This window comes from Methanomethylovorans hollandica DSM 15978 (genome assembly GCF_000328665.1).
GTDB classification, from domain to species: Archaea; Halobacteriota; Methanosarcinia; order Methanosarcinales; family Methanosarcinaceae; genus Methanomethylovorans; species Methanomethylovorans hollandica.
Genome location: NC_019972.1, coordinates 147,125 through 161,879 on the forward strand (window position 1 = coordinate 147,125; position 14,755 = coordinate 161,879).

At 40.1% G+C, this 14,755-nt stretch carries 9 protein-coding genes; 6 read left to right on the forward strand and 3 right to left on the reverse strand.

The window, feature by feature from the left end; genetic code table 11:
• Positions 1-18: 18 nt before the first annotated feature.
• Entirely contained in the window at positions 19-5,787 is a 5,769-nt protein-coding gene (locus METHO_RS12475; RefSeq protein ID WP_172635213.1) for a disaggregatase related repeat-containing protein, read from the reverse strand.
• Positions 5,788-6,262: 475 nt separating this feature from the next.
• On the opposite strand from METHO_RS12475, the gene METHO_RS12480 reads away from it, so the two are divergent.
• Positions 6,263-6,601 carry an LVIVD repeat protein gene (locus METHO_RS12480; RefSeq protein WP_015313871.1) on the forward strand — a complete coding sequence of 113 codons (339 nt, stop codon included), beginning with the start codon at positions 6,263-6,265 and terminating at the stop codon, positions 6,599-6,601.
• A gap of 49 nt (positions 6,602-6,650) precedes the next feature.
• Positions 6,651-9,323 (forward strand): disaggregatase related repeat-containing protein, encoded by a 2,673-nt coding sequence (locus METHO_RS12485; RefSeq protein ID WP_015313872.1) that lies wholly within the window; start codon positions 6,651-6,653, stop codon positions 9,321-9,323.
• Between the two features lie 116 nt (positions 9,324-9,439).
• Here METHO_RS12485 and tnpA read toward each other — a convergent pair whose 3' ends face one another.
• The gene (tnpA, locus tag METHO_RS12490; protein WP_015313873.1) at positions 9,440-9,856 is read right to left on the reverse strand and encodes an IS200/IS605 family transposase; all 417 of its coding nucleotides are present in this window, start codon (positions 9,854-9,856) and stop codon (positions 9,440-9,442) included.
• Between the two features lie 53 nt (positions 9,857-9,909).
• Here tnpA and METHO_RS12495 point away from each other — a divergent pair, with 53 nt between their 5' ends.
• Positions 9,910-11,055 (forward strand): RNA-guided endonuclease InsQ/TnpB family protein, encoded by a 1,146-nt coding sequence (locus METHO_RS12495; protein WP_015313874.1) that lies wholly within the window; start codon positions 9,910-9,912, stop codon positions 11,053-11,055.
• A 243-nt stretch (positions 11,056-11,298) separates the two neighbouring features.
• On the opposite strand, the gene METHO_RS13465 is transcribed toward METHO_RS12495, so the two are convergent.
• Positions 11,299-11,499, reverse strand: coding sequence for a DUF4357 domain-containing protein (locus METHO_RS13465; protein ID WP_083885822.1), 201 nt, complete (start codon positions 11,497-11,499; stop codon positions 11,299-11,301).
• 8 nt (positions 11,500-11,507) lie between these two features.
• Here METHO_RS13465 and METHO_RS12500 point away from each other — a divergent pair, with 8 nt between their 5' ends.
• The 3 genes from METHO_RS12500 to METHO_RS12515 all read left to right on the forward strand — a co-directional run bounded on the left by METHO_RS12500 (position 11,508) and on the right by METHO_RS12515 (position 14,737).
• Positions 11,508-12,452, forward strand: coding sequence for an IS5 family transposase (locus tag METHO_RS12500; RefSeq protein ID WP_015313875.1), 945 nt, complete (start codon positions 11,508-11,510; stop codon positions 12,450-12,452).
• Between the two features lie 51 nt (positions 12,453-12,503).
• Positions 12,504-13,349, forward strand: coding sequence for a formylglycine-generating enzyme family protein (locus tag METHO_RS12505; RefSeq protein ID WP_245546402.1), 846 nt, complete (start codon positions 12,504-12,506; stop codon positions 13,347-13,349).
• A gap of 674 nt (positions 13,350-14,023) precedes the next feature.
• Complete coding sequence (locus tag METHO_RS12515) at positions 14,024-14,737, forward strand: hypothetical protein (RefSeq protein ID WP_015313878.1); 714 nt, start codon at positions 14,024-14,026, stop codon at positions 14,735-14,737.
• Positions 14,738-14,755 lie beyond the last annotated feature (18 nt).

Genomic DNA, 14,755 nt, shown 5'->3' on the forward strand with positions numbered 1-14,755 from the left:
TGTATATTCGCTCATATGTTAATGTGATATAGTTAACTTAGGTCTCTGTGCAGCATTTGATGCCTCAGAACTGTAGAATGCAATGTAATTTCCGCTTTCTGTCTTTGCCTTGAGGAAGAATCCAGTGTTCTTGTATTTACCACTTACATATTCCTGCACGAGCTGAGTTACATCAAAATCATAGTACTTGTTACCAGGTACTGTTCCAGCTGGGAATGTTATTGATGCGTAAGGTGCAGTACCCTGAGCAACTGCGTTCTTATCATACCAGCTTCCTCCTGCATTGTTCCATGAAGTTCCAGAAATTCTAGAATTCCAGGTCACATACTTTGGATCCCATTCCACTGGTCTGTAGACCTCAACTACAGTGTCAGAAGTACGTGTCTTACCTGCCGGGTAATACCAATAGAGAGACAGAGCTGCTTTGGATATGGTATCTGTGGTTTTGTAGCTGCTCAGATCGAACATCATTACCTCTCTTGCAGTAGATGAACTACGTCCAATATCAAGATAGGTGGTTGTAGAAAGTACAGTGGTTGGAGTATCTGAACGCAATCTGTTGTCATATAGAGGTGCATAAGAAACTGAGCTTACTGGATTACTGACAGTTACCTGCAGTGTGTCTGTAGACTTTTGTCCGGAAGTATCTGTAACTGTAAGTGTTACAATGTAAGTGCCTATAGCCGTGTATGTTTTCGAAGCTGTCTTTGTAGTCGCATCAGCAGTTATGCCATTTGATTGATCAAAGTCCCATGAATAAGAAGTTATACCTTTGTCATCAGTTGAAGCACTGGCATCAAATGTCACAGCTGAACCTACTGTCGCAGTCTTATCGTCACCTGCATTTGCGATTGGCGGGTTATCGACTGAACTACTGACAACTACTTTCATTGTATCCGTAGCTTTCTGTCCAGCAGTGTCTGTGACTGTAAGCGTGACAGTATATGTTCCTGTGCCAGTGTATACGTGGGTAGCTGTGATTCCACTGGCTTCTGAAGCGATACCATTTGATACATCGAAATCCCACGAATAAGATGCAATTCCCTTATCATCAGTAGACAGGCCTGCATCAAAATTAACCATAGAGTTTGTTGTGGCAGTTTTATCAGCCCCTGCATTTGCAACCGGCGGATTATCTACCGCAGTTGATCCTGAAACTGAAGTTACTGTTAACTTTGGCCTCATCGCAGAGTTTGAATATTCTGAGCTATAGAACGCAATGTAATTGCCACCCTCAGTTTTTGCTTTCAGGAAGAAACCTGTGTTCTTGTATTTGCCACTTGCATATTCCTGTACAAGCTGTGTAACATCAAATTCGTAGTATTTGTTATCAGGCATTGAACTACCTGCAAAGGTCATTGATGCATAAGGTGTAGTTCCCTGAGCAATTGCATTTTTATCGAACCAGTTTCCACCTGCAGTGGCCCAGGGAGTGCCAGACATTCTGGAATTCCAGGTCACATATTTTGGGTCCCATTCCACTGGTCTATATATTTCAACGACTGTATCTGATGTACGAGTAGCACCTGCAGGATAATACCAATAGAGTGACAGAGTAGCTTTTGATATTGTGTCGGTTGTTTTATAGCTACTTAGATCGAACATCATCACATCTCTATAACTGGAAGTAGTTTTTCCAATGTCTACATAGGTGGTAGTGGAAAGCACAGTAGTTGGAGATGACTCACGTATTCTATTGTCATATGTCGGCGCATATGTAACTGTGCTTGCTGGTGTTGTTGCAGCACTTACAATTACCTGTACCGTATCCGTAGACTTCTGACCAATTGTATCAGTGACAGTAAGTGTTACAGTGTAAGTTCCAGCTGCAGTATATGTCTTTATAGCACTCACTGTGTTTGATTCGGAAGTTATGCCATTTGATGAATCGAAATCCCATGAATAAGATGCTATGCCCTTATCATCAGTAGACAGGCTTGCATCAAATGTGACAACAGAGCCCGCAACTGCAGTTTTATCGGCTCCTGCATTTGCAACAGGAACAGTATCTGTGGAAGTAGAGCCTGAAGTAGATGTTATAGTTAACTTTGGTTTCATTGCAGCGTTTGAATATTCTGAGCTATAGAACGCAATATAATTGCCGCTTTCTGTTTTTGCCTTTATAAAAAAACCAGTGTTCTTATACTTGCCACTGACATACTCCTGTACAAGCTGAGTGACATCAAAATCATAGTATTTATTGTCAGGAACTTTGCTACCTGCAAATGTCAATGAAGCATATGGTGTAGCACCCTGAGAAACTCCATTTTTATCAAACCAGTTACCTCCTCTGTTTGTCCATGCCACACCTGACATTCTGGAGTTCCATGTCACATATTTCGGATCCCATTCAACTGGCCTGTAAATCTCAACTACAGTATCAGATGCACGAGTAGCACCTGCTGGATAATACCAGTAGAGTGAAAGAGTTGCTTTGGAGATCGTATCTGTTGTCTTGTACTTGCTGAGGTCGAATAGCATTACATCTCTGCAAGTAGCTGATGTCTTTCCAACATCAAGATATGTAGTAGTGGAAAGAACAGAAGTTGCTGATAGATCCCGTAGTCGGTTGTCATAGAGAGGTGTGTAAGAGAGAGTGGTTGGAGTTGCTGCGGGTTTAACAACTACCTGTAATGTGTCTGAGGAAATCTGTCCACTTGTGTCAGTCACAGTAAGTGTGACAGTATAGGTTCCTGCAGTTGTATATGTCTTTGTTGCAGTTATGCCACTTGCTTCGGAAGTTATACCATTTGACTCATCAAAATCCCAAGAATAAGATGTGATACCTATATCGTCAGTTGATGTACTGGCATCGAAAGTTACAGCAGAACCAGTTGTGGTATTCTTATCAGTTCCTGCATTCGCAACTGGTGGGTTATCAACAGAACTTGAAGGGAGATCCGCACGAATAATGTAAAGGTCACCAGCAGCTAGATATACATAATTTCCCGATACTTCAACATCCGTTGAAAAACTTCCAATATCATAAATACCCATAATTTTTGGTGATGATGGATCACTGATATTTATAATCCTAAGACCGCTATACTGCCCGGTGACGTAGACATAATTTCCATCTACAGCAATATCCTGTAAAGTATCCTGTGAATAATCAGTAATGTAGCTGCCTACAAGTGTTGGTGATGAAGGATTATTCACATCCACAATCTCAAGATTATTGTAGCTACCGATATAATTGTTTACAGCTATATAGGCATAATTGTTTGCTATAGCAACATCTTTTACAGAGCCACCAGCAGGGTATATACCAACAAGTTTTGGAGAGGCAGGATTTCTAATATCCACAATTTCAAGATAACCAGAACCACTGTTATAATTATTTACAGCTATGTATGCATAATTACCTTCTATAGCAATGTCTCCTCCAGAACCACCAGCATTAGTATAGCTTCCTACACGTCTTGGTGATGATGGGTTGGTGATGTCAACAATATCAAGATAACCACGGTTAACATCATTGAAGTAAAAGTTATTGGTTACGTATGCATAGTTGCCTGATACTGCAACACCTGTTATATCCAAATCAGTATCATAAGTGCCTATAAGTGTCGGTGATGATGGATTACTTACATCCACAATTTCAAGACCGTCGTCATCGCCTATATATGCATAATTACCTACTATGACGATATCCCATGCAACAGTGCTATAAGTGCTGCTCATAAGCTTTGGAGAGGATAGGTCTTTTATATCTACAATGGAAAGATAATGATTGCTAGCTACGTTATCGTTCAGTAAGTAGGCATAGTTTCCTGATACAGCGACAGAGTGTGCTGAACCATACCTGTTATAATAATTCCCAGCAATAGTTGGAGAGGATGGATTGCTAATGTCAACAATGGAAAAACCAGTATATGCTTCATCATCATCATCACCAATTACATATGCATATTTGCCTGCTACAACAATATGATTATTGGATTCAGCACCAGCACCACTACTGCCTACTATTTCTGGTGATGACGGATTATTGACATCATAAATAAATATGTCACCCCCTCCATTGTAAACTACATATGCATAATTTCCTACTACAGCAATATCAGATGCACTAAGATACTCTTGATAATAACTGCTCTTAAGAGTTGGTGATGATGGATTACTTATATCAACAATTGAAAATCCAGCATTATAATTATTAGAATCAAAGGTAATTAAATACGCGTAATTGCCTGCTACAGTAACCTTCTCTACAGAACCATCAGCATTAGTATAGATGCCCACAAGTCTTGAAGATGATGGAGTTCTGACATCTATAATATCGAGATTATTGCCATTAGTTAAATATACATAATTTCCTGCTACAGCAATATCTCCAATACTGCCAGAAGCATCATAACTGCCTGCAAGCTTTGGTGATGAAGGATTTGTAATATCTATAATCAAAAGAGAACTGCTGTAGCTACTATCTGAATAGATGCTATTGATTATATAGGCATAATTGCCAGATAAAACAACATCTTCTGCATCATCAGTATCATAATTCCCTACTATTTTTGGTGACGTTGGAGTGCTTATATCTACAATAAGAATACCCTTGTCAGAATCGGCAATGTAAGCATAATTTCCCGCTACAGCAATATCTTTGATAGAAGATGGTGTAAGAACCCTACCCACTTCTGATGGATTTGAAACATTAGTAATATCTACTACAGCAAGAGTTCTCCCTTCGCCAATGTATGCATAATTTCCTGACACTGCCATATATTTAATATATCCACCAAACAGGCCAACTAAGTCTATGTTAATCTCATCTGTTGTTGTTGATGTTACTGCTTGATCACTTACAGTTGTAGGATTGACGTTCCCGTTGTTATCTACAGTTTGGATACCTATTCTGTGTACCGTTCCTTCTGCAAAACCTGTTGCGTTATATGACTGGCCGGTCGTGGTTGTAATAAATGTTCCATCGATGTAAATCATTACAAAGCTAAAATCTGTAGTTGGGTTAGTCCATGTCCAGTTTATCCAGCTTGTTCCAGTAGCACTTTCTTTAAGATTAGTAGCAGAATCAACTCCGGTTTCTATAGCTGAATCGAATGTTATTTCAGCTGCTTGGAGGGTAATTAATGCCTGGTTTACTTGAGTTTGTGTTGCAGTTGTACTGTAAGCAACTGTCTGTGCAGTTGCAATTGCTGCCCGAAAAGCATCTATTGCTGTTTGTGGATACTGCCCAATTCCAGTTCCTGCTACTGCAGCAGCTATTTTTGTATCTGCAGATGTAATGGATGCTGTCAATGCAGCTTTATCAATGGATGTGATTCTTGAAACATCAAATATTGTTTGAGCTGCTTGCAGAGTAGTAACAGCCTGATTAATCTGTGTTTGCGTTGCGGTTGTACTATCAGCAACAGTTTGTGCGGTATTTATTGCTGTCTGGAATGTAGTTATTGCAGATTGTGGGTATTGTCCTATCTCTGTCCCTGCAACGGCAGTACTTACTTTTGTGTTAGCTGTAGTAATTGCTGCATTCAGAGCAGTTTTGTCCAATGCAATAACGTTGATATTTATAGTCTTACTTATAGTTTCGCCATTAGCTTCTGCATGAAATATTACGCTGTAAGGACTTTCAGCTGCAGTACCAGTAGCTGGTGCCCAGCTGAAAGTGTTTGAAGCAAAATTAGCTCCTGTTGGAAGTGTTGCTTGATCAACTGTTATTATGGCATTAATGTCATCAGTAGCCACAGTAAAACTCAGTAGACTGTTCTCAGTAACTGTTTGATCACCAGTTGTAATTGTAAGTGCAGAGCCGATTCCTGCTGTCATCAAAAGGGAAAATAATATAATGCCTAAAAAGAGCAGGCGATTCAGTCTTATTTGCATTTGTACCACCAATCTATTGTAAACAAATATGATCCTCTTTTTTTGTTGAATAATCGTCGATAATTACAGTTGAGTATTATTTAAACTTTGTTTAAAAGTTCGAGTAAAGATAATATATTAACTTAGTGATGCATCGTTGATTACGTGTGAACTACCACTCAGCTAAAGACTGAGCAGCTTCCTGTTTCATTCCTTGAATCATCGTTTACAAAATCCAGCATATTAACGCTTTGTCAATCGAAAGAAACTAAACCATATTGCCCTTGGAAAGAAATTAATGCAAAAAATTACATAATAAAAATATATTTTGATTGGCAATTTTTATTAAGTATGTTTAAATAGTACCTTACCCCATATAATTTTATGGGTATTCGCTAAGGTAGCTGTAAGTTCCCTATAAATGGTGGAGAGGGAGTGTATGCAAATCAGATCGATTAGATCGATCTATTCTGGAATAGTATTGATGTTCCTGCTACTGACTGCAGGAATCAATTCCGAAAATTATGTTAATGTGGATTTCATCAGTTTTTTTGACGGAGATGTCTTCGGTGTTGATGTAGATGGGGACTATGCATATATTGGCGAAGGCCAGGACCATGTAGTGCTGGATCTCACTGATTTATCCAAACCATCAGAAGTAATGGGAACAATTACTCCACCAGAAGTGCTTGATTTTGCCGTAGAAAGTGATTGTGTCTATGTGTCCGGCGATGGTCTTTTGATCGTGGATATCACTGCTCCCCCCCAACATATTTGATTTTTTATATAAGTATGGAATGAGTTATAGGTAAAGGAATGGTAGTAAAATGAGTAACTATACAAATAATTTCAGTATAAACTCCGTGAAAAGCAGTAAAATAGCAATATTAGTAGCTGCTTTAGTTATTTTTGCGGTTATGCCAGCATTAGTACAGGCAGCAGTTCCTGCAGAACAGTGGAATAAGACATTTGGTGGAATCTTGGACGACAGTGCAAATTCAGTCCAGAAAACTTCGGATGGAGGATACATAATAGCAGGAACAACTTCTTCGTATGGAGCCGGTGGATTTGATGCTTGGTTGATAAAAGTTGACAGTAGTGGTAACCAGATATGGAATAAGACATTTGGTGGGACCTTGGATGATAAAGCAAATTCAGTCCAGAAGACTTCAGATGAAGGATACATAATAGCAGGAACAACTTCTTCGTATGGAGCCGGTGGATCTGATGCTTGGCTGATAAAAGTTGACAGTAGTGGTAACCAGTCATGGAATAAGACATTTGGTGGAACCTTGGATGACAGTGCAAATTCAGTCCAGAAGACTGCGGATGGGGGGTACATAATAGCAGCTACGAACTCTTCCTACGACAGTATTATGGGTGCTGCTTGGTTGATCAAAGTTGATAGTAATGGTAACCAGCAGTGGAATAATACTTTTTTTAAAACTGATGATAGTAACACCGATTATCAAGCGTCTTCCGTCAGTCAGACTTCAGAAGGAGGATACATCATAGCAGGTTGGGTTGAGATGCCAGCTGCTAATGATAATTTTTGGTTAAGCAAAGTTGATAGTAGTGGTAATCAGATATGGAGTAAGACTTATAATGGATTTGCAGGTGGTTATGATCAGGCACATTCAGTTCAGCAGACCTCTGAAGGAGGCTATATACTCGCAGGAGTTGCTGGGGGAGATATGGGAGATCCGGATGCTGCTTGGTTAGTAAAAACTGATAGCAATGGTAACATAACGTGGGATAAGAGATTTGGTGGAGGAAATGAGACTGATGTTTCTGGTTGTGCATATTCGGTCCAGCTGACAGGGGATGGGGGATACATAATAGCAGGGACGACTCGGTCGTACGGAGCCGGTTCCGAAGATAATGCTTGGTTGATCAAAGTTGATAGTAATGGTAACCAGCAGTGGAATAAGACTTTTGGTGAAACCTTAGATGATAGTGCAAATTCCGTTCAGCAGACTTCGGATGGAGGATATATAATTGCAGGAGAGACCATGTCGTACGGAGCTGGTTCCGAAGATGCTTGGTTGATCAAAGTTGCACCTGATATATCTACAATTTCTTCTATGACTCCTACCCATGACAACAGGCTACGTCAGTCATCTCCGAACACTGTCCTTTCCAGTACTGCCTATCTTGATATTGGGAAAAGTGCATATCGTTGCAGGGATGTGATGTTGTTTGATCTTAGCATGTACAATAATACGACAATATCTAAGGCAACCCTCTCGCTCTACTGGTACTATCCTGCAGGTGCAACACGTACATCCGATACTGTAGTAGAGGTATACAGGCCAATGCAGTGGGATCCACAGTATGTTACCTGGAACTCCAGGATGTCTGGAACTCCGTGGGATACGGCAGGAGGGAACTGGTTCGATAAGAATGGTGTTGATCAGGGTACCACACCATATGCATCGGTGACATTCCCCGCGAGTGTAGTGCCTGATAACAGATATTATGAGTTTGATGTCACAGAACTTGTACAGGAATATGTAAGTGGTGATTATGACAACACTGGTTTCTTCCTCAAGGCAAAAACAGAGAGCAGTAATTACATAGCCTTCTACAGTTCGGATTGGTCCAACGCTGATCAGAGACCGAAATTGACCATAACTACAACATCGGTTACTGTGGATAATCCACCAGTTGCCGAAGCAGGTCCTAACCAGATTGCTACTACAGGCTCAGTAGTTACGTTCAATGGCAGTGCTTCAACTGATGATAAGGGCATAGTCTCATACTCATGGGACTTCGATGCTGCAGATGGTATAACCACTGAAGCAACCGAAGTGATGGTTACTAAAACCTACGCAACTGCAGGGAATTACACTGTGACACTCACTGTCACTGATAATGGTGGCCAAAACGATTCAGACACAATGCAGGCAGTTGTCGGTAGCCAGGTAACAACTATCGCTTATACACCAGAGTATGATAACAGGCTACGTCAGTCATCTCCGAACACTGTCCTTTCCAGTACTGACTATCTTGATATTGGGAAAAGTGCATATCGTTGCAGGGATGTGATGTTGTTCGATCTTAGCATGTATAATAATACGACAATATCTAAGGCAACCCTCTCGCTCTACTGGTACTATCCTGCAGGTGCAACACGTACATCCGATACTGTAGTAGAGGTATACAGGCCAATGCAGTGGGATCCACAGTATGTTACCTGGAACTCCAGGATGTCTGGAACTCCGTGGGATACGGCAGGAGGGAACTGGTTCGATAAGAATGGTGTTGATCAGGGTACCACACCATATGCATCGGTGACATTCCCTGCGAGTGTAGTGCCTGATAACAGATATTATGAGTTTGATGTCACAGAACTTGTACAGGAATATGTAAGTGGTGATTATGACAACACTGGTTTCTTCCTCAAGGCAAAGGCAGAGGGCGGTAATTACATAGCCTTCTATAGCTCGGAGTGGCCAAACGTCGACCAGAGACCGAAGTTGACCATAACATCGTCCTGAGGACGGAAGATACAAGCAGCCAGAAAAGCGGAACTATTGATTGGGAGCGAAAATAATTCGCTTCACTTCATTTTTTAGTTCCACTTTATAACATTGAAGCAAGAAGACCACTGGTTTCAACCAGTGGATGAATTGCGACCTCTATTCGATGTTCCTTCAATGTATTTTTTAATCGTTTCTGCAGAGACATTTCCATGAGTTCCAATATAATAACTAGGTGACCACATGTGATTTCCCCAAAACTTTCTTCTACGGAGCTGGGGGAATTTCTCAAATACTCTCTTGGCAGTTACACCTTTCATGACTTTAACAATGTCTGTGGGTGCTACAAACGGCGGTGCTGATAAGAAGAGATGAATATGTTCTGGCATTACTTCCAGTTCGATCACAGTCCACTCTTTTGAATCGGCTATGGTTCTTATCTGGTCATCCATAAATTGTTTTACTTCGTCTGTCATCACCTGATTTCTGTATTTTGTACACCATACTATATGGTAGTTAATTTCATAGACTGCTGAACTGGAATATGTCATATTTACCTATAGGTGCAAAACGTATATGAGCATTGTGAGCATATTAGTATGTAATGCTGAAAACATACAAGTTCAGATTATATCCTACAACCCAGCAAGTGTTCGTTCTGAACAAAACACTTGATGTATGTAGACATATCTATAATGAGTTTTTAGCAGACCGTCGAAATGCATACGATAGATGCAATCAAAGTCTGTCTACCATGGATCAGTTATATCAGGTCCAGTATCTTGAATTTGACACTGATGTGCATTCTCAGGTTAAACAAGATGTCATTAGACGGTTGGGTAAATCGTTTGATGCGTTTTTTAGAAGATGTAAAAAAGGGGAAACAAAACCAGGATATCCAAGGTTCCGGGGAAAAAATAGGTATAGCAGTTTCAGTTATCCACAATCTGGTTTCAAGATATCTGGAAAGAAACTGAAACTCTCGAAGATTGGTGATATCAAAATCGTTCTACATCGTAAAATAGAGGGAAAGATTAAAACTTGCTCTATTATAAAGGATGGAAAATCGTGGTATGCCTGTTTCTCTGTAGAAGTTAAACCTAAAAGATCAATTGAGCCTGCTAAATCTATTGGTGTTGATGTTGGGCTGAATGCTGTTGTCACATTAAGTGATGGTACAAAGATCGAAGCTCCCGGATACTATCGGAAAATAGAAGATAAGCTTAAAAGACAACAGCGTTCTCTTAGTCGCAAGAAATTATATTCCAATAACTGGAAAAAGCAGTCCGATAAAGTATCTCATGCTCACAAAGTGATTTTCAATAAGAGGAGTGATTTTAACCACAAACTTAGCAGGATTCTTGTTGACAACTATGACCTGGTGGTCTTTGAAGATTTGAATATCAGGAATATGGTCCAGAACTCTAAGTTGTCGAAGTCAATACATGATGCAGCATGGGGTAAACTAATTCAGTATACGATGTACAAAGCGGAAGAAGCTGGTAAGATCGTTGAGTTAGTTGCACCTCACAATACATCTCAAAACTGTAGTTCTTGTGGCATAAAAGTGAGTAAAACACTTGCTACACGAATACACAGATGTCCAAACTGTGGATTAGTGTTGGATAGAGATCATAACGCTGCTATTAATATTCTCAATTTAGCCGTAGGGACTACGGTAAAAGCCTGTGGAGTTGAGCCGTTAGGCTCAGCAATGAAACAGGAAGCCACCTGTTTCAACAGGTGGTAGTTCACATTTAACCAGATTTCTTGGCAGCGCATCTAAAACACTGTAAAATCACCTTTCAAGCCACAGCCACCCATTCCTGTGACAGCACTTCTGCCTGCATCAGCACTGTTCGAGTAGCTTTCTCCTGCTTGTCCGGTAACGTAGGATACGCTTCACAAGCACATGCATTTGTGCACGTACATTCTCACAAACGGTCCAGTGGAGTGGCTTCATTTAAGAGTTATTCGGTGAATGTACGCTCTGTCATGTTCCTCCAGCTTCAGCCTCTTGCATTTCTTTTAGTGTTTTTCCTTTGTTATTCTTCCATTCGATAAGACCGTTAGCACTGCGCCCAAGATGGACGCCTGCAGCTGTGGAAGGTGAGGAAAAAGTATAGAGAATTTCGATAAACCTTCTCTCTCCTTTATAACATCCTGCTAAAATATAAATAATTGCTAAGTAAATTAATAATTATGGATGATTTAACTGATTTTGCTCTTAACGAAGAATACAAACGTCTTCAATCTGTTGGAGATAAGCTTGCTGAAATCGAATCATTGATTGACTGGAAACCATTTCGTCCCATTCTTGAATCGATGTATTCTAATAAAACAGCTTCAGGCGGATGGCCTGAAGATGACGTTATTGTGATGTTTAAAATGCTAGTACTACAACAATGGCATGGTCTTTCTGATGCTGAACTTGAGAGACAGTGCATCGATAGAATATCCTTCAGGAAATTTCTTTCATTTCCTGAATATGTACCAGACAGTACAACTGTCTGGTCATTCCGCAAGAGAATCATCGATAATGGAAAAGAAGAACAAATATGGACTGAAATGCAGAAGCAGCTTGATGCTCTTGGATTGAAGATCAAAAAAGGAATGATCCAGGATGCTACTTTTATCCATTCAACTCCAGGACATGCTAAAGCAGATGAACCGAGAGGAAAAGAAGCAAAAACAAGAAGAAGTAAGGATGGAACCTGGACAAAGAAAGGCGGTAAATCCTTTTTTGGTTACAAGCTCCACACGATCATCGATAAGGATCATGAATTGATCAGAAGATTCAAAACAACAACTGCATCGGTTCATGATTCTCAGATAGATCTCTCTGAGTTGAATGAAGTTGTGTACAGAGATAGAGGATACTTCGGAGCAATTGCAAAAGGTTTTGCAGCAACCATGCAAAGAGCTGTGAGAGGACATCCATTAGAAATAGGTGATATCCTGAGGAACAAAAGGATCAGTATCCAAAGAGTTCCAGCAGAACGAGTATATTCTGTGGTCAAAGAAGTATTCAATGCAGGAAAAGTTCTTGTTACAACTGTGGAAAGAGTAAATGTAAAGATGCTTATGACAGCTTTTTGCTTTAACTTACATCAACTGAAGACGCTCAAACATAAAAGAATTATTTAGGATAGCGGTAGCTATCCTAAAATCAAGGAAAAAACGTTAATTTTTCCAGTATTGGTCGTTATTGTACTTGCAGGCTACTGGATGTTATCACCACTGCTGGTGGACGATTCTTACAATCAGACTACTGTTGTGTCCCAGAACACCAAGGTTGTTACTTCTTCACTAGCTGCCACAGACAACAAGACCATCACTAATACTGGATATCAGGAAAACATGGAAACTTACACCAATTCTATCGGTATGGAGTTCGTGCTCATCCCTTCAGGTGAGTTTGAGATGGGTTCAGATGATAGATATCCTGGTGAAATGCCCGTTCATGAAGTGACCATCAAAAATGCCTACTACCTTGGCAAGTATGAAGTTACCCAAGAGCAGTGGGTTGAGATAATGGGTGATAACCCTTCGAAATTCGAAGGTGATAGTAATCCCGTTGAGTGTGTGTCATGGGATGATGTGCAGGAATTTGTTAAGAAGCTGAACGCAAAGGAAGGTACTGACAAATACCGTCTCCCCACCGAAGCAGAGTGGGAGTACGCCTGCAGAGCAGGCACGGCCACGACTTATTCCTTTGGAGACGACGAATCAAAGTTGAGTGACTATGTCTGGTATTATGAAAATGCAGGGAGTAAAACTACTCATCCGGTGGGCCAAAAGAATCCGAATCCTTGGGGATTGTATGATATGCATGGAAATGTCTGGGAATGGTGTCAAGACAGATGGCATCATTCTTACAACGGTGCTCCGACTGATGGTAGTGCTTGGGAAGCTGATGGTACATCCTCTCGGGTCATTCGCGGCGGCAGCTGGAACCGCCTTGTCGGGAGCTGCTATCGTTACGGATACGTCCAGGACAGCAGCATAAACGACCTCGGTTTCCGTATTGTTAGGGAAGTGTAGCTACTTAAGGCCTTACAACCTTGCGATTTTATTGCAAGATCCTGTACGAGAAAGAAACGCGGTGTGCAAGATGCACTGGAAAATACAGGAACTTTGCATAAACTTACAAATTTAAAAATTTGCAAATTGACTCTATGCTAAATAATCCACAAGTGGTAGGTAATATCTGGCGAATGATAGAAGACAGCTGCTCTTCTGTAGCTACTACAGTTTATAGAGGTCTCACTAAGATATACTGGAACATTGTAAAACCTATTCATGAGGAGATACTTATGTGAGCGCGAGCCGAGTATTGAAAAGAGCTTCTCTTATTAATGATAAGAGAATTGAGTTGGACACCTTTTCTGGATCTAATTCCGATGTTTTTCTAATTAACACAAATGTATTTATGCCAATGCCTGATATAACGACACATGACAAATTTGCTAAACGGGGGAATCTATAGTGCGATTAGCAAATAATATACGAAAACGTGAAAAAAGAGAGACTAAAGACATTGCGAGAATCGCAAAAAAAGCCTCCAGCAATGCGATAAGGAATGCATTTAGCCATGGAAGATCGGTAACAGTTCAACAAGGCAAAAAGATAGTTAAACTGTATCCAAACGGACATACTGAAGTCATTATGACAATCGAGAATATATCAGTAATGCCGGAAAAAAGGCGATACCAGCTATGAAACGTATGAGAGTATTTGCAGGACCAAATGGGTCAGGCAAAACAACGTTGGTTAGCCAGTTTATCAAAGAAAGACCTAAACTGATTAATCCACATCACCATATTAATCCTGATGATCTTAATTCCATTGATGTACTTGATTTTGATAAATTTGGGTTAAAAGTTGATGAGAACGATTTTCGGGATTTCGTCTTCCACTCCCCCTTTTTTGACCATAGTAGCATTGACATCAAAGATATCAAAATCGAAGACAACTGTTTTAATGTAATTAACAAAAATTCCTATACTGGTGCACTGCTAGCTGATTTTCTAAGACATTGCTTCATAAAAACAGATGAACCATTGTTTTCATATGAAACGGTATTGTCACACCCATCTAAAGTAGATTTCCTTGAAACTGCAAAGAACAATGGATGGTTAGTATATTTATATTTTATAAGCACGGTAGATTTCCATATTAATTGCGATCGTGTGAAAGAAAGAGCATTGGGTGGAAAACATGACGTTCCTCCTGAGAAAATCCAAAGTAGGTATCCACGGTCACTTGATAATCTATTCATGGCTTTGCCACATTGCAGAAGGGCATATATTTTTGACAATTCAAGTGAGATGCGGTTGATAGCTGAGAAAAAGCCAGACAATTCATTAATATTAAATGAAGACAAAATTCCAAAATGGCTATACGAATATGTTCTATCAAAAATTGAATGATTTATGTCCGGAAAAGTC